This is a genomic window from Chromobacterium piscinae, from assembly GCF_021129175.1.
GTDB lineage: Bacteria > Pseudomonadota > Gammaproteobacteria > Burkholderiales > Chromobacteriaceae > Chromobacterium > Chromobacterium piscinae.
In genome coordinates this window covers 1-16,734 of record NZ_JAJOHV010000117.1, presented here as the reverse complement: position 1 = coordinate 16,734, position 16,734 = coordinate 1, and the positions used below count along the sequence as shown (strand labels likewise).

12 protein-coding genes and 1 pseudogene are annotated in these 16,734 nt (G+C 63.5%); 6 read left to right on the top strand and 7 right to left on the bottom strand.

Features of this window, described 5'->3' with window-relative positions; genetic code table 11:
- From LQR33_RS22175 to flhB, 3 genes and pseudogenes are all read right to left on the bottom strand, one after another.
- Positions 1-439 (bottom strand): annotated as a pseudogene (locus LQR33_RS22175) (flagellar biosynthesis protein FlhF); the annotation flags it as partial.
- Positions 440-452: 13 nt separating this feature from the next.
- Positions 453-2,537, bottom strand: a complete 2,085-nt coding sequence (flhA, locus tag LQR33_RS22170) for a flagellar biosynthesis protein FlhA (protein WP_166441017.1) — start codon at positions 2,535-2,537, stop codon at positions 453-455.
- A gap of 6 nt (positions 2,538-2,543) precedes the next feature.
- Positions 2,544-3,710, bottom strand: a complete 1,167-nt coding sequence (gene flhB / locus LQR33_RS22165; RefSeq protein WP_166441018.1) for a flagellar biosynthesis protein FlhB — start codon at positions 3,708-3,710, stop codon at positions 2,544-2,546.
- A 139-nt stretch (positions 3,711-3,849) separates the two neighbouring features.
- Here flhB and LQR33_RS22160 point away from each other — a divergent pair, with 139 nt between their 5' ends.
- Together LQR33_RS22160 and LQR33_RS22155 are read left to right on the top strand one after the other, a co-directional pair.
- Complete coding sequence (locus LQR33_RS22160; RefSeq protein ID WP_166441019.1) at positions 3,850-4,644, top strand: thymidylate synthase; 795 nt, start codon at positions 3,850-3,852, stop codon at positions 4,642-4,644.
- Entirely contained in the window at positions 4,641-5,132 is a 492-nt protein-coding gene (locus LQR33_RS22155; protein WP_221665367.1) for a dihydrofolate reductase, read from the top strand. Before LQR33_RS22160 ends, LQR33_RS22155 begins: the two co-directional genes overlap by 4 nt.
- A 62-nt stretch (positions 5,133-5,194) precedes the next feature.
- Here the strand turns inward: LQR33_RS22155 and LQR33_RS22150 are convergent, their stop codons facing one another.
- The 3 genes from LQR33_RS22150 to LQR33_RS22140 all read right to left on the bottom strand — a co-directional run bounded on the left by LQR33_RS22150 (position 5,195) and on the right by LQR33_RS22140 (position 8,215).
- Positions 5,195-5,863: a GntR family transcriptional regulator gene (locus LQR33_RS22150; RefSeq protein WP_166441021.1), complete on the bottom strand. Its 669-nt coding sequence runs from the start codon at positions 5,861-5,863 to the stop codon at positions 5,195-5,197.
- A 329-nt stretch (positions 5,864-6,192) separates the two neighbouring features.
- Positions 6,193-6,891 carry a bifunctional 2-polyprenyl-6-hydroxyphenol methylase/3-demethylubiquinol 3-O-methyltransferase UbiG gene (gene ubiG / locus LQR33_RS22145; protein WP_221665366.1) on the bottom strand — a complete coding sequence of 233 codons (699 nt, stop codon included), beginning with the start codon at positions 6,889-6,891 and terminating at the stop codon, positions 6,193-6,195.
- A 4-nt stretch (positions 6,892-6,895) separates the two neighbouring features.
- The gene (locus LQR33_RS22140) at positions 6,896-8,215 is read right to left on the bottom strand and encodes a TRZ/ATZ family hydrolase (RefSeq protein ID WP_221668432.1); all 1,320 of its coding nucleotides are present in this window, start codon (positions 8,213-8,215) and stop codon (positions 6,896-6,898) included.
- 263 nt (positions 8,216-8,478) lie between these two features.
- Here LQR33_RS22140 and LQR33_RS22135 point away from each other — a divergent pair, with 263 nt between their 5' ends.
- The 3 genes from LQR33_RS22135 (at position 8,479) to LQR33_RS22125 (ending at position 15,416) form a co-directional block, all read left to right on the top strand.
- Positions 8,479-11,289, top strand: a complete 2,811-nt coding sequence (locus LQR33_RS22135; RefSeq protein WP_166441024.1) for an EAL domain-containing protein — start codon at positions 8,479-8,481, stop codon at positions 11,287-11,289.
- 192 nt (positions 11,290-11,481) lie between these two features.
- A complete protein-coding gene (locus tag LQR33_RS22130; RefSeq protein ID WP_231470446.1) occupies positions 11,482-14,421 on the top strand; it encodes a sensor domain-containing diguanylate cyclase in 2,940 nt (979 codons plus the stop codon).
- A complete protein-coding gene (locus LQR33_RS22125; protein WP_231470444.1) occupies positions 14,409-15,416 on the top strand; it encodes a putative bifunctional diguanylate cyclase/phosphodiesterase in 1,008 nt (335 codons plus the stop codon). The genes LQR33_RS22130 and LQR33_RS22125 overlap by 13 nt, the downstream gene beginning before the upstream one ends.
- Positions 15,417-15,425: 9 nt before the next feature.
- On the opposite strand, the gene LQR33_RS22120 is transcribed toward LQR33_RS22125, so the two are convergent.
- On the bottom strand, positions 15,426-15,857 hold the full coding sequence (locus tag LQR33_RS22120) for a hypothetical protein (protein ID WP_021477703.1): 432 nt from the start codon (positions 15,855-15,857) through the stop codon (positions 15,426-15,428).
- 336 nt (positions 15,858-16,193) lie between these two features.
- On the opposite strand from LQR33_RS22120, the gene LQR33_RS22115 reads away from it, so the two are divergent.
- Positions 16,194-16,592 carry a c-type cytochrome gene (locus tag LQR33_RS22115; RefSeq protein ID WP_221665362.1) on the top strand — a complete coding sequence of 133 codons (399 nt, stop codon included), beginning with the start codon at positions 16,194-16,196 and terminating at the stop codon, positions 16,590-16,592.
- Positions 16,593-16,734 lie beyond the last annotated feature (142 nt).

Sequence of the window (16,734 nt, the reverse complement as noted above, 5' to 3'; positions counted from 1 at the left end):
GCGCGGCGCGCGCAGGCGCCTGCGGCATGGCCGCTTGCATCGCCGGCTGGGCTATGGGCTGCGGCTGCGCGTAGGCGGGCTCGACGCGCGGCGGAGCGGTTTCCAGCCGAGGCGGGGCCGGGCTTTCCAACGGCTCCACCGGCATCGCGTAGGTGCGGGCGATGGCGCGGTTCATCGCGCTGCCGTTGGCTTGGGGAATCGGCGCCGGTTGCTGCGGCCGGTTGACCGCCGGCGGCGCGTTGCGCGGCGGATGCTTGCTGCTGGAGGTGGACAGCGTGCTGGCCAGATTGGCGACGTCCGCATCGGCCACCGCCATGATCTCCACGCCGCCGCCCATTGTCGGGCGATTGGACAAAATCAGGGCATCCGCCCCCAGTTCTTCGCGAACTTGCCTGAGTGCGTCTCGAGTGGTTTTCCCGAAGAACTTTTTCACCACCATTATTGATTAGCCTTTAGCCCTTGCTGCCGCCGATTACCGCAATTATACGAATGGATTTATTGTCCGGAATCTCATTATGCGAAATCACACGCAATTGCGGCAATGCCCGGCGCAGGAAACGCGCGAGCAGAGGCCGCAGACCCGGCGCTGTCAGCAGCACCGGATTGTATCCCTGAATCTCCACCTGCTCGGTCTGCTGGGCCGCGCTTGACAGCAAATTCTCCGCCAAACCCGGCTCCAGCCCGCCGCCGGCTTTCGATTGCACCGCCTGCATCAGCACGTTTTCCAGCTGCGGCTCCAGCGTCATCAGCGGCAGCTCGGCCTCGCCCGGGAACAGTTGCTGGACGATCACCCGCGACAGCGCGGTGCGCACGGCGCTGGTCAGCTCGTCGATGTCCTGGTTTTGAGGCACATGGTCGGCCAGAGTTTCGACAATGGTACGGAAATCTCGGATGTGTATGCCTTCCGACAGCAATTGCTGCAGAACCTTCTGCAATATGCCCACCGGCACCACCTTGGGCACCAGGTCCTCGATCAGCTTCGGCGATTCCTTGGCCTGGTGGTCGATCAGCGCCTGCACCTCTTCGCGGCCCAGCAGCTCGGCGGAGTGGGTTTGCAACAGGTTGGAGATGTGGGTGGCCACCACGGTGCTGGCGTCCACCACGGTATAGCCCAGGCTCTGCGCTTCCTCGCGCTTGCCGGCGTCTATCCACACCGCCGGCAGGCCGAAGGCGGGGTCGGTGGTGGCCGCGCCGGCGATCTCCTTGCTGACCATGCCCGGATTGATGGCCAGGAACTGGCCGATGAAGGCCTCGCCCTTGCCCAGCTCCACGCCCTTGAGCAGGATGCGGTAGGCGTTGGGCTTGATTTCCAGATTGTCGCGGATGTGGACCGGCGGCACCAGAAAGCCCAGGTCCTGGGCGATCTTCTTGCGGATGCCGCGGATGCGGCGCAGCAGCTCGCCGTCCTGGGTGCGGTCCACCAGCGGGATCAGCCGGTAGCCGACTTCCATCCCCAGCTGGTCGACGTGCTGGACGTCGTGCCAGCCCACTTCGGCCGCCTGCTGTTCCGGCGCCGCCGCCGGCTGCGCGGCCGCCTGCATCTCCCTGGCCAGCTTTTGTTTGCCGCGCTGCTCCATCGCCCTGGCCAGCGCCAGCAGACCGCCGGCGATCAGCAGGAAGGAGAAATGCGGCATGTTGGGGATTAGGCCTATCATGCCGATCACCGACGCGGTGATGTACAGCACCTGCGGCTTGGTGAACAGCTGGCCCAGGAACTGCTCCGACATGTCCTGGTCGGTGCCGACGCGCGTCACCACGATACCGGCCGCGGTGGAGATGATCAGCGCCGGAATCTGCGCGACCAAGCCGTCGCCAATGCTCAACAGGGTGTAGGTTTCCGCCGCCTGGCCCACCGGCAGGTCGTGCTGGACCACGCCGACGATCAGGCCGCCGATCACGTTGATCAGGATGATCATGATGCCGGCCATCGCGTCGCCGCGCACGTATTTGGACGCGCCGTCCATCGCGCCGAAGAAGTTGGCTTCCTCGGCGATGGTGGAGCGGCGCTTGCGGGCCTCGTCCTCGCCGATCAGGCCGGCGTTGAGGTCGGCGTCGATCGCCATCTGCTTGCCGGGCATCGCGTCCAAGGTGAAGCGGGCCGACACTTCGGCGATACGGCCGGCGCCCTTGGTGATCACCACGAAGTTGATGATGGTGATGATGATGAACACCACGATGCCGATGGCGACGTTGCCGCCCACCAGGAAGTGGGAGAACGATTCGATCACCTTGCCGGCGGCGTCGGGGCCGGTATGGCCTTCCAGCAGCACCACCCGGCTGGAGGCGACGTTCAGCGACAGCCGCAGCATGGTGGTGATCAGCAGCACCGACGGAAACGACGAGAAATCCAGCGGCTTGCGCACATTGATGCCGACCAGCAGCACGATCACCGACACCGCGATGTTGAAGGTGAAGAAGATGTCCAGCAGCACCGGCGGCAGCGGCAGGATCATCATCGTCAGGATCAGGATGATGAGCAGCGGCCCCGCGAGCTGGGCAATCTTCATTTTGCGCAATATCTGGAGAATGGAATCCATGCTGGCTTATCGGCTTTCTTCTGGCGCCGAATCTTGCGGACGTTTGCTGTATGGGTCAAGCTCGTCGGGCACGTCCAGCTGATCCGGAAAGGTCGGGGCCACGCCGCCGACCGACTGGTACTGCTGCAGCTGGAACACGTAGGCCAGCACCTGGGCCGCCGCCGCGTACAGCTGGGCCGGGATGTCCTGGCCCAGTTCTCCGTGGAAATACAGCGCCCGGGCGAAGGGGGGCGAGCGCATGATGGGCACGCGGCTGTCCTTGCCGGTGTCGATGATCTTTTCCGCCAGTTTCAGCGAACCCTTGGCCACCACCTGCGGCGCGCGCATGGTGTCATCGTATTTCAGCGCCACCGCGAAGTGGGTCGGGTTGGTGACGATCACGTTGGCCTTGGGCACTTCCTGCATCATCCGCTTGCGAGCGGCCTCGCGCTGCATCTGGCGGATGCGGCCCTTGACCTCGGGAGAGCCTTCTGCTTCTTTGTATTCCTGCTTGACCTCTTCCTTGGTCATTCTGAGCTTCTTGTAGTAGCTCCAAAGCTGATAAGGCACATCCAGCGCCACCAGCAGGATCAGCGCGGCGGTGACGATGAAGAAGGTGCGGATCATCAGGTCGGTCATCTTCAGAATGCCGGCCTCCAGCGGCATCGACAGCAGGCCGATGATCTCGCCGCGCTCCTTCCAGATGTACCAAGTTGCGATGCCGCCGATCAGCAGGCTTTTCAATATCGCCTTCACGCCTTCGGTGACCGCGTTCAGCGAGAAGATGCGCTTGATGCCGGGCAGCGGGTTCAGCTTGCCGAAATTGGGCTCTAGCGCCTTGAAGCTCATGTTCCAGCCGCCGACCAGCAGCGGCGCGCACAGCGCCGCCAGCGCCAGCCCGGCGAAGAACGGGGCCAGCGCGGCCAGCGCCTGGAACAGGCTCTCCTTGAACCGCAGCAGCGCGGGCTCGGTGTTCTGCACCGCGGCTTGGTCGAAGGTGAGCAGATGGCGCATGATTTCGCCGAGCGCATGGCCGAGCTGGCCGCCCATCGCCATCAGCAGCGCGACCCCGGTCATGGTGACGGCGAAGGTCGACAACTCCCGCGATCGGGGGATGTTGCCGTCTTCACGCGCCATCGACAGCCGTTTGGCTGACGCGGGTTCAGTGCGTTCGAGGTCTGAGTCTTCTGCCATAGGCTCGCTTTAGATAAATGCTTTTGTCTTGATTTTAAACTGAATGGTAGCGTATGCCGGCCGGTCTCGGCCAGCCCCGCGCCTCGCGCGGCAGCGCCGCTAGCGGTACAATAATCTGATTATTGACGGAATCGCCCACATGCAACAGTACCTCGACCTGATGCGCCATGTGCTGGAACATGGACACGACAAGGCAGACCGCACCGGAACCGGCACCCGCTCGGTGTTCGGCTACCAGATGCGCTTCGATCTGGCGGATGGTTTTCCGCTGATCACCACCAAGAAATGCCATCTGCGCTCCATCATCCACGAACTGCTGTGGTTCCTGTCCGGCGATACCAATATCCGCTATCTGAAGGAAAACGGCGTGTCGATCTGGGACGATTGGGCCGACGAGAACGGCGATCTCGGCCCGGTATACGGCTACCAGTGGCGCAGCTGGCCGGCGCCGGACGGCCGCCACATCGACCAGATCAGCCAACTGCTGGACATGATCAAAAAGAACCCCGATTCGCGCCGGCTGATCGTGTCGGCGTGGAACCCGGCGCTGGTGGATCAGATGGCGCTGCCGCCTTGCCACAGCCTGTTCCAGTTCTACGTCGCCGACGGCAGGCTGTCCTGCCAGCTGTATCAGCGCTCGGCCGACATCTTCCTCGGCGTGCCGTTCAACATCGCCAGCTACGCGCTGCTGACGATGATGGTGGCCCAGGTATGCGGCCTGCAGCCGGGCGACTTCGTCCACACGCTGGGCGACGCCCACCTGTACAGCAACCATCTGGAACAGGCGCAATTGCAATTAACGCGCGAACCGCGCCCGCTGCCGACGATGAAGCTGAATCCCGAGGTGAAAGACCTGTTCGCGTTCAAATTCGAAGACTTCGCGCTGGAAGGCTACGACCCGCACCCGCACATCAAGGCGCAGGTGGCGGTATGAGTCGGAAACCGACGCTGACGCTGGTGGCCGCGATGGCCGCCAATCGCACCATAGGTGTGGACAACCAGCTGCCCTGGCGTCTGCCGGAGGATCTGAAGCATTTCAAGGCGACCACGCTGGGTAAGCCGGTGATCATGGGCCGCAAGACGTGGGATTCGATCGGCCGGCCGCTGCCTGGCCGCCGCAACATCGTGGTGACCCGCCAGGCGGACTGGAGGGCGGACGGCGCGGAAACCGCGCATTCGCTGGAGGAGGCGCTGGCGCTGGCCGGAGCGGTGGACGAGGCCTGCCTGATCGGCGGCGCCGACCTGTACCGTCAGGCGTTGGCACTGGCCGACCGGCTGTGCCTGACCGAAATCGCCCGCGACTACGACGGCGACGCCCACTTCCCGGTGTTCGACCCAGACGACTGGCGCGAGGCGTCGCGCGAGGCCGCGGTCAGCGCCGACGGGCTGCCTTACGCCTTTGTCGAATACCGCCGCCGCTGACGCTGGGGCGCGCAAAGCAAAGGCTGCCGTCGGCAGCCTTTTTTCATTGGGTCGGGCGGATGTCAGGCGCCGCCTTCCAGCGCCTCCGCCGCGCTTTGCGCGAGCTGGCTGTAGTCGCGGCCGAATTCGATGATCATCTGCTTCAGGCGGCTGGTGTCGCGCGCGATCAGCGTCTTCAGCAGGCTTTCCAGGAATTGGTGGGTGCGGTCCATCTGGCTCTTGCCGGCGCGCAGGATGGCGTACAGGCAGCGCTGGGTCAGCGGCAGCATGTCGATCAACGTGTCGGTTAGATAACGGTTGTCGGCGTGGCGGTACAGCGCCGACAGGAATTCGATGCCGTGTTCGTAGAAGGCCTGCAGGTCGTCGCGGCGGTTGTCTTCCTCCAGCAACGCCATCAGCTCGATGAAGCGCGCCAGGTCGTCGTTCTGCCAGCCGGCGGCCAGGTTCTGCACCACGCGGTCCAGCAGCAAGAACCACAGGTCGAAGAAATCGCGCACGTCGCGCGCGCTGATGCTGGACACCATCGCGCCGCGGCGCGGGAAGATGTCCACCAAGTGGCGGCGCTGCAAAATCAGCAAGGCCTCACGCACCGAGCCGCGGCTCACTTCCAGCTCGGAAGCGATGCGCAGCTCCTGGATCCGCTCGCCCGGCTTCATTTCGCCCTGGATTATCTGCTTGCCTAGGTATTGGGCGATTTGCTCGGTCAAGAGGTCATTGGCCTTGAATGTCATGAATCATCATCTCCGGAAATTGATTTTCTCGTTCTCTTGATATTGTACGGCATTCTGCCGGATTGTCCGGCAGTATCCTGTCTGTCTGCCTGTTTGTATCCAGCTCGGGCGCGCGTGGCGCGGCACTGCCATGCCGCGCCGGGTGCGCGCATTATGCGCGTCGGCGTTGAGGGCGGCTATGATATCAACCAGAGGATTAAAACGCATGTTTTCTTGTTGTGTTGACTTGATGAATGGGCGTTTTCTGCCATTTTTCACAAGTCGGCGGAAACAAGCGTGCGGGAAAAAGAAAAGCCCGGCTGGGCCGGGCCTTGTTGGACGCGCCGCGCTCAGGCGGAGCGGCGGGTCGCCATCAGGTAATTGACGTCGGTATCGTCGTTCAGCGAGTAGATGCGGGTGACGGGATTATAGCCCATGCCGCTCAGCGTCTGCAGGCCGAGGCCGGCGTGGCGGGCCATGCGGCTCAGCTCGGACGGTTTGAGGAAGCGAGCGTACTCGTGGGTGCCGCGCGGCAGCATGTTCAACACGTATTCGGCGCCGAGCACGGCCAGCAGATAGGCCTTGGCGTTGCGGTTCAGCGTGGAGAAGAACACCCAGCCGCCCGGCTTCGCCAGTGTGGCGCAGGCGCGGACCACGCTTTCCGGGTCCGGCACATGCTCCAGCATCTCCATGCAGGTGACCACGTCGAAGCTGGCCGGCATCTCGGCCGCCAGCTCTTCCACCGGCACGCAGCGGTAGTCGATGGGCACGCCGGATTCCAGGCTGTGCAGTTGCGCCACCTTCAGCGATTTTTTCGCCAGGTCGATGCCGGTCACCTGGGCGCCCCTCAGCGCCATGCTCTCGGCTAGGATGCCGCCGCCGCAGCCGACATCCAGCACCTTTTTGCCGGCGATGGACGCGTGGCGGTCGATGAAGTCCAGGCGCAGCGGGTTGATCTCGTGCAGCGGCTTGAATTCGCTGTCCTTGTCCCACCACTTGTGCGCCAGCTGGCTGAATTTGTCGATTTCGTGTTCGTCTACGTTGCTCATGCTCTTACTTTGCCAGGATGCGGTTGCGCCAGTCGCCGGCGCGGGCCTTCAGATCGCCTTCGTCCAGGGTGGTCAGCTTGCGCTCGCGCATCAGCGCGCGGCCCTTGACCCAGACATGGCTGACCTGCTCGCGACCGGCAGCGTACACCACATGCGAGATCGGGTCGAATGCCGGGGCGGTTTCCAGCTCGGCGAAATTGATGGCGATCAGGTCGGCCTGCTTGCCCACCTTGACCGAGCCCACCTTGTCGGCGATGCCCAGCGCGCGCGCGCCGTTCAGCGTGGCCATGCGGATGGCGGTGGCGGCCGGCACCGATGTGGGGTCCAGCGTGCCCACCTTGGCCAGCAACGCGGCCAGGCGGGTTTCTGCCAGCATGTCCAGTTTGTTGTTGGACGCGGCGCCGTCGGTGCCGATGCCCACCGATACGCCGGCGGCCAGCAGCTTGCTCACCGGCGAGATGCCGGAGGCCAGCTTCATGTTGGAGGCCGGGTTGTGGGCGGTGGAGATGCCGTGCTTGGCCGCCAGCTCGATTTCGGCGTCGTTCAAATGCACCATGTGCGCGGCGATCAGCCGCGGCGACAGCAGTCCCAGTTGCTGCAGGCGGGCCAGCGGGCGTTGGCCGTGCTCCTTGACGCTGTTGCTCACTTCCTCGGCGGTTTCGTGGATGTGGCAGTGGATCAGCATGTCCTCCTGCTCGGCCAGCGTCACGACCTTGCGGAAGGTGTCGTCCGAAACGGTATAGGGCGCGTGCGGCGCCAGCGTGAAGGTGAGCAGATCCTCGCCCAAGAACTGGCTGCGCTCGGCCATGCCCTTGGCGATGTAGTCGTCGGCGTTGCTGGCGTAATTGGTCGGGAATTCCAGGATCGAACAGCCGACGAAGGTGCGCATGCCGGAAGCCAGGCCCGCGCGGGCGACGGCGGCATTGTAGAAATACATGTCATTGATGGTGGTGGTGCCGCCGCGGACCATTTCGCCCATCGCCAGCAGCGAGCCGTCGAACACGAAATCGTCGTGTACGTGCTTGCCTTCGGTCGGCCAGATGTAGTTGGTCAGCCAGTCCATCAGCACCTTGTCGTCGGCCAGGCCGCGCAACAGCGACATCGCCGAATGGCCGTGCAGATTGATCAGGCCCGGCATCAGCACGTGGTCGGGAAGCTCCAGCCTTTCGTCGGCCTCTAGCCCGGCGGCGTCGGCTGCTGGAATAATAGCGGCTATCTTGCCGTCCCGGATGGCGACGGCGTGGTTTTCCAGGACTTCGCCGTCAGTTTCCACGGTGATGATCCAGCGGGCGGAGATAATCTTTTCATAACGGGACTGCGGCATGGCTGATATCCTGATGATCCGTTGCAAAGTGTCGTGCGATTTTAGGCCCTGCGATTGCGACAAGGCAATGAGCTGCTGCGGCCACTTTATATTCAACCGATTTGTGCTGTAGATATGCTTGAAAATGATAAGGGCGGATGACTGGTGAATATTCCGGCGAAAAGCCGACGGCCACCGGTGTATACTGCTGATTGCACTTGTGAATTATGGAACTCAGGCATTCGATCTTCCGCGACTCGCGGCGAACCAAAGACTAGCGCGACATGGCTCAACAAGCAGACGAAAAATCCACTGCCAGCACTGGCCTGAATCTGAGGGATGTGTTTCTCATCGCCGTAATACTCGGCTTGTTGATTCCCGCCTCCATCATCAGCTATCTCAGCTTCAATATTCAGAAGGATAACCTGACCACGCAGCTGGAAACCGACCAGCGGCGTCTATTGGACATTGTCGCGCTGGGCATGCAGGAGCCGTTGTGGAATCTCAGCCGGCAGGCGGGCAATCCCTTGATCGCGTCGGTGATGGAAGATCCGCGCGTGATTTCCATCCGCGTCACCGATACCCAGTCCAATCAGATATTCCTGTCCGCGGTACGCAGTGAGCGCCGGATAGGCAGCGTGTCCTACGTGGAAAAGCCGGTGATTTACCGCGGCGAGGCCATCGGCCAGGTGACGATGGAGTTCGACAACGAAAACCTGGCCATCGCGCTCAGCAACCAGGTGAAGAACATCCTGATGATCCTGGCGGCGCAGCTGGTGCTGTCCATCATGCTGATCATGAGCATCCTGCATTCGCGCTTTCTCAGCCCGATGCGGCTGCTGACCGAGCAGGCGCGGCTGCTGGCCGAACTGAAGCTGGATTCGCCGTTCGAGTGGTCGCGCCGCGACGAGCTGGGCCGCCTCGGCACCCATCTGGAGTGGACCCGGTCCGAGCTGAAGCGCCTAGTGGACGAGCTCAGGGCCAAGACGCTGGCGCTGGAGGCCGACATCGCCCGCCGCCGCGAGGTGGAGGACGCGCTGCGCCGCTCGGAGAACAAATACCGCGAGCTGTTCTGGTCCAATCTGGACGGCATCGTCATCAGCTCGCTGGACGGCCAGGTGATAGACGCCAACCCTGCCTTCCTCAACTTGATGTGCTACAGCCTGGACCAGCTGAAGCAACAGAATTTCTGGAGCTTGGTGGCGGACGAGAGCGAGGCGCTGGAGCGTTTCAACCTCGACAACAAGGTGCTGCGTTTTGGCTACTGCGACGAGTTCGAAGCCACGTATCTGAACCGTTTCGACAACCAGGTGCCGGTCAGCGTCAAGACGGTGGCGATGCGCGACGCCTTCGGCCGCATCAACGCGGTGTGGCGGATGGTGCGCGACATCTCCGAGAAGCGCGCGGCCGAGGAGCGGGTGCAGCTGGCGGCCAAGGTGTTCGAGAACACCGTCGAAGGCATCATGATCACCGACGCCGACCGCCGCATCCGCAGCGTCAACCGCGCGTTCACCGAAATCACCGGCTACACCCAGCACGAGGTGCTGGGGCAGAAGACCAGCATTCTGTCGTCCGGCCGCCATGACGAGCCGTTCTACGAGCAGATGTGGCAGTCCATCTCCGAGCAGGGCTCCTGGCAGGGCGAACTGTGGAACCGCCGCAAGAACGGCGAGGTGTATCCGGAATGGCTGGCGATCAACGCCGTGCGCAACAGTCTGGGCGAGATCACCCATTATGTGGCGATCTTCAGCGATCTGACCGAGCGCAAGGCCGCCGACGAGCGCATTCAGTTCCTGGCCCATTTCGACGTGCTTACCAGCCTGCCCAACCGCATCCATATGCAGGATCGCGTCGAGCTGGCCATTCACAACGTCGTGCGCGACAACCAGCGGCTGGCGCTGCTGCTGTTGGACCTGGACCGCTTCAAGACCGTCAACGAGTCGCTGGGCCACTCCGCCGGCGACACCTTGCTGCAGGTGGCCGCCGACCGCATTCGGTCGGCGCTGGCGCCGGGAGAGATGCTGGCGCGCCAGGGCGGCGACGAGTTCATCATCCTGCTGCCGGTGATTTCCGACCCGGGCGAGGCCGCGCTGGCGGCGGAACGGGTGCGCGACGTGTTCGCCAACCCGATCGAGCTGCACAACCACGTGCTGACCATCACCCCGTCCATCGGCATCAGCGTCTACCCGGACGACGGCCGCGACTACGAGACCCTGGTCCGCAACGCCGACGCGGCGATGTACCACGCCAAATCGTCGGGCCGCAACAGCTACAAGTTCTACACCGCCGACCTCAACGCCCGCGCCCGCGAAATCCTGGCCATCGAGAGCCAGCTGCGCTTCGCGCTGGAGCGCGATGAATTCGTGCTGCACTACCAGCCGCAGGTGGAGATGGAAAGCGGCCGCATCGTCGGCGCCGAGGCGCTGATCCGCTGGAACCATCCGTCGCTGGGCCTGCTGGGGCCGGTGCGCTTCATCCAGGTGGCCGAGGAGCGCGGATTCATCGTGCAGATCGGCAACTGGGTGATCAGCGAGGCGACGCGCCAGCTGGTGGCCTGGCGCCAGGAAGGGCTGCCGGAGCTGACGCTGGCGATCAACCTGTCGGCGCTGCAGTTCCGCCAGCCGGATCTGGCGCTGCAGGTGAAGCAGGCGCTGGAGTCCAGCGGCCTGCCCGGCCACGCGCTGGACATCGAGGTGACCGAGAGCATCATCATGGAAGACGCCCAGGCCACGATCCAGACCATAGACAATATGAAGAACATGGGCCTCAGGCTGTCGATCGACGACTTCGGCACCGGCTATTCCAGCCTGTCCTATCTCAAGCGCTTCAAGGCCGACAAGCTGAAGATCGACCGCTCCTTCGTCCGCGACATCCCGCATGACGCCGATGACAGCGCCATCGCCCGCGCCATCATCAATATGGCCAAGAACCTGAACATGCAGGTGGTGGCCGAGGGCGTGGAGACGATGGAGCAATGGCAGTTCCTGGAGCAGGAGGGCTGCGACTTCGTCCAGGGCTACCTGATCGCCAAGCCGTTGCCGGCCGACGATTTCGCCAAGCTGCTGCACAAGGACAGTCTGCTGCCCCAGAGCTGAAGCCAAACGTGTCCGCTCCTGAAAGCCCGCCCGCAAGCGGGCTTTTTGCTTGGCGGCCGGCATGGCTGGCCAAGATCGGCTCGACATGCCGCGATCGCCGGCCATACTGAAGAAACATAGGGAAAGACAAAATCCGCATCGAGTTGTGGAGGAGTTCTCCGCGGGGGGCGCATGGAGGCAAATAGGCGGAATTTGCATTGGATCATCGTGACGGCGTACGCGTTGATCGCATCGGTGTGGATCATCGTGCCGGATTTGTTGATGGGGCAATGGGGCTCGTCGGGCAACCCCATCGGCGGCATGGGATGGGATGGTTTGTTTGCTTTCGTCTCTTCAGCTTTTTTATATCTGTTGCTGAGCGGGATGGGGGTGGAACGGCTGGCTGGCCTGCACAAATTCGGGCGTTTGGGGCGCGGCCTGCTGGCGCTGGCCCGACGGGATATGGGTTGGCTGGTGCTGCTGTATCTGTTGGCCGTGATGGCGGCGATGGCCGTGCCGGATGTGTCGTTGATACATCTGGCGAATCCGCGGACGTATGCCTGGCTGGTCGCCGGATGGGACGCGGCGTTCATTCTGGCTTGTGCCGTATTGTTGAAGTTGTGCCTGGATCAGCTGAACGACGACTGCGTGCTGCTGCAACCCAGGTATGGCCAGTTGCTGGCCTATCTTTTCGCGGTTGGCGGCTCTCTGTTGGTGTTGGATTTGCGGTTTCAATTGAAATTCCAGCATCACCTGATGTTGCTGTTTCTGATTCCGATCGGCTTGAGCGCCTTGCTTGGGGGGCTGGGGCCGGGACTGTTGTCGATCGTCTTGATTTCCTCCATTGTCGCGGCGTTGTCGCTTTCATCCTTTTCCGGCGTGCCCGCCGACCCGGCTTCGCAGCTGCTGTCGCTCAGCCTATTGGTGCTGATCGGCGTGTTGTTCAGCGTGATGAGCGAGGTGCAGTTGCGCGCCCGCGCCAGGCTGGCCATGGCATTGGAGCGGCGGCAGGCGGCGCTGGAAGCCTTGCGGCACAGCGACGAGCGTTTCCGCGTGCTGTTCGCAGACAGCCCGGTGGCGATGGCGATTTCCAGGCTTGCGGACGGCGTGCTGGAAGAAGTGAATCAGGCGTTCCTGGATCTGCTGCAGCTTGAGCAGGAACGAGCATTGGGCCGCACGACGCTTGATCTGGGCATTTGGAAAGATGACGGGAACCGGCGCGAGCTGATCGAGGTATTGCGAAGCGAGGGCGAGGTGAGAGGCGTTCCCGTGGCCCTGCTGCGCAGCGATGGCACCGTCGCGCAGGTGTTGCTGTCGTTCCGCCTGATCCATTTCGACGGCGAAGCCCATGTGCACGGCGTGGCGCTGGATGTGACGGAGCGGCACCGCGCCCAGGCGGCGTTGAAGGAAAGCGAGGCGCGGCTGGCGGGCATGGTGCGGTCAGCGATGGACGGCATCGTCATGCTGGACGCCGGGCTGCGGATCTCGATGTTCAACGCGGCGGCGGAGCAGATGTTCGGCAGATCCGCCCAGGATATGCTGGGCCAGCCTCTGGACGCGCTGCTGCCAACCGCTGTGCGCGCGGAGCACGGCCGGATGGTGCGGCGCTTCGGCGACAGCGGCGCCAGTCCCCGGCGCATGGGGCAGCTTGGCAAAGTCCAGGGCGCGCGCGCGGATGGGACGCTGTTCGAGCTGGAGGCGTCCATCTCTTCGCAGGACATCGACGGCCAGCGCGGCTATACGGCGATTCTGCGCGACATCTCCGAGCGCGAGCGGGGCCAGGCGGAGATTTTGCGGCATATGCGGCAGCTGGAAGCGTTGAACGATTTGAATCGCGCCATCCTGGAGAATGCCGGCGCCGAGCAGATCGCGCAGATAGGTTTGCGCAATCTGCGGCAACTGGTGCCGTTCTGGGGCGCGACGGCGATGCTGATCGATTGGGAGGCGGAGTGCGCCCGGGTGCTGGCGCTCGAGCGGGAGACCGGTTCCCTTTATGATCCAGGCCTGCAACTGAGCCTGGCCAGTTACGGCATGGATGACCTTCTGTGCATGAAGCGGGGGGAGATTTGTCTGGAGAAGGATCTGGGCGCTTTGTCATGGCGCGCGCCGACGCCGGAGCGACTGTTCCGGCAGGGCATGCGTTCCTATGCCCGCGTCCCGCTGATAGCGGAGGGCCAGCTGTTGGGCATGTTGAATCTGGGTTCCGACATGACTGGGGCCTTCGATGATGCCCAGCTGGCAATGGCCCAGGCTTACGCCCGCCACATGGCGGTCTGTCTGCAGCAGTCGCTGCTGCGAGAGCGGGTGGCGCGTCTGGCGAGAGTGCATGAGGTGCAGAGCCGGGTCAATGCGCTGGTTGTCCGTTGCCATCAAAAGGAGGAGCTGTTCGATGGCATCTGCCGGATAACGGTGGAGATCGGCGCTTACAGGATCGCTTGGGTGGGCGTGATCGACCCGAAAACGCTAAATGGCACAGTGGCCGCTTTCCGCGGCGAAGACAGCAATTACTTTCGGCAGATTCGCTTGAGCGCGAAGGAGGACTCGCCCCATCGGGATCGTCCGGCCTGCCTGGCGGCCAGGTTGAAGGAGGCGGTGGTCTGCAATGATGTCCAGAACGACCCCTCGCTGACGGAGTTGAGCCCGCACTTGATCGGGACCGGCGTGCGCGCGGTGGCCAGCCTGCCCATCATGGCGGAAAGAGACGTGGTGGCTGTGCTGACCTTGTTCTCCGCCGAGGTCGGCGCCTTCGACACTCAGGAGCTTGGACTGCTGACAGAGCTCGCCAGCGATGTCGGTTATGCGTTGGACCATATTCAGAAGGAAGAGCGGCTTGATTATCTGGCTTATTACGACAGCCTGACAGGCCTGGCCAACCGCAGCCTGCTGGTCGAGCGCTTGGCGCAGCGCATTGCGGACGCTGCGAGGGAGGAGCGGCGCTTTCCAGTAGTGGTGGTCGATATTGAAAATTTCAAATCCATCAACGATGTGTTCGGCCGCGGAGAAGGCGACCAGTTGCTGAAACTGTTGGCCAAACGGTTATCGCGGCATCTTCCGGATGCTTCGTTGCTGGCGCGGATCGGCGCGGCCAATTTTCGCTGGCGCTGCCGCAGGCTGCCGGGGAGGATGAGGCGGTGCGCGGCATGGAGCAACTGAGACGGGACTGTCTGGACCCGCCGATTCACTTGAATGGCAGAGACTTGTGCTTGTCGGCCAAATTCGGCATCGCCATGCATCCGGAGGATGGCGCGACGGCGGCCATGCTGCTGGAGCGGGCGGAGTCGGCGTTGAAGCGAGCCAAGGCCGGGAATGAGAAATTCCTGTTCTATCGCGAGGAAATGACAGCGCGGGCGGCGGCAGTGCTGGAGTTGGGCAACCGCTTGCGCCAGGCCTTGGAGCTCGGGCAGTTCGAACTCTACTACCAGCCCAAGTGCGCAGTGCGCGGACATGCCGTCGTGGGCGTGGAGGCCTTGCTGCGCTGGCACTGTCCGGGGCAGGGCATGGTGCCGCCGGCACAGTTCGTGCCGATGCTGGAAGAGCTGGGCTTGATCGCGGAAGTGGGGGACTGGGTGCTGCGGCAGGCTGCGCGGGACTATCAGCGCTGGCGTTCCGCCGGTCTGCCCGCCCCGCGCATCGCCGTCAATGTCTCGCCGCTGCAGCTTCAGCGGCCGGACTTCGTTCAGTCCCTGGTTGAGGCGCTGGCCATGAATCCTCAGGATGCCGGCATTGATATCGAGATTGTCGAGAGCCGTCTGATGCGAGATATCGACAGCGGCGTTGTCACCTTGCGCGAAGTGAGGGCGCTGGGTATCGGCATCGCGCTGGATGATTTCGGCACCGGTTATTCCTCGCTGGCTTATCTTGCCCAGTTGCCGGTACAGACCCTGAAGATAGACCAGTCCTTTGTCAGCCGCATGTTGGATGAAAAAGAGGCGATGACGTTGGTGGAGATGATCATTTCCCTCGCTCACTCGATGGGCTTGGAAACGGTGGCGGAAGGCGTGGAGACGGAGCAGCAGGCCCAGATACTGGAGGAACTGGGCTGCGACGCGTTGCAGGGCTACTGGCTGAGCCGGCCGATGCCGGCAGACGCGTTGGCGGCCAGGCTGGTCGGCGGGACGGCGCTGGCCGGACTGAGCGCCGGCCCGTGAGCGCGAGGATCAATGGTCGCGGTGGTCGCCGTGCCATTCGTCGCGATGGTCGTCATGGCGGTCGTCGCGGTGGTCGCGTTTCCATCCCTCGTGGCGGCCGTTGTCATGATGGTATTCGCGGTAGTGCGGCACATAGACGCGGTTGTACCAGTCGTCGCGGACGAAATAGACCTGGCGGCCACAGGCGCCGTACTGCCGGCAGTACCGGTCCCAATGCTTCATGTGGCCCGGCGGCACGCGCAGGTAGATCGGAGGCGCGGCCACCGGCACCGGCTGCACGATTATCGGTTGCGGGCTGATCAGTTGGGGCGGCGGGTAGCCGCCGATGTCGATCTGGCCGTAGAAGCCGGGTTCGCCGACGCTGATGGAGACCCCCGCCTGGCTGGGCAGGCTGGTCAGGGAGGCGGCGATCAGCACCGCCGCGGTCATCACGTGTTTCATGGCAAGTCTTCCTTTTACGTTACGGACGCGTATTGCGCATGCTTGCACTATGGCGTCGGTTTGTTTCGCAATCGCAAAGGAAAGATAGCCACTGATTGCGATTTGTATCTGTTCATAACCGTAACAATGTGTACAGCCGCGGCCTGCAGCCGCCGCGGCGCGCCAGCCGCGTGGCGGCGGTTCCTGAAGGGGGAAAGACGGGAAATGAAAATGACATTAACGGCGCGCTGAAGGTATATTGAAGCCATTGTCATCAAATGGCCGGCTTGTCCGGCCGCTTGCGCTTGAGGCGCCGCGGGCGCGCCATCGCAACATCCCGATATCCGAGGAGACGGCATGGAGGCAGGCAGGAAGACGATGGCGGGCCGGCATTGGCGCGGCATGGCCTTGGCCGGGCTGGTGGTTTTGGCCGGTTGCGGGCGGGGGGAAATCAAGCCGCAGGCGGCCGATTTGCAGCGGGCGGAAACCTTGCGGCCGATGGATGCGCAGTTGGCGCGCAAATACGAGCGCTCCTGTCTGATCTGCCATGGCAACCAGGCCAGCCAGGCGCCGCTGGCCGGTTTCGCGCCGGCCTGGGAGGCCAGGCTGGAGAAGGGCATGCCGCTGTTGCTGACCCATGTCCGCGACGGCCTGAACGCGATGCCGGCGCGAGGTTATTGCAATGATTGCAGCGACCAGGAGTTCACCCGGCTGATCGCCTTCATGTCCGGCGGAGAGCAAGGGGGCGCGCGATGAGGCCGGCGCTGAATCGTCGGGCCTTGCTGCAACTGGGCGGCGGCGCGCTGTTGGGCGTCTGGGCCGCTCAAGCGGCCGGACCGCGGGCCGCCGCGCCCGCCGGCGGTTATCGCTGGCGCAACTGGAGCGGCCTGCAGAGCGG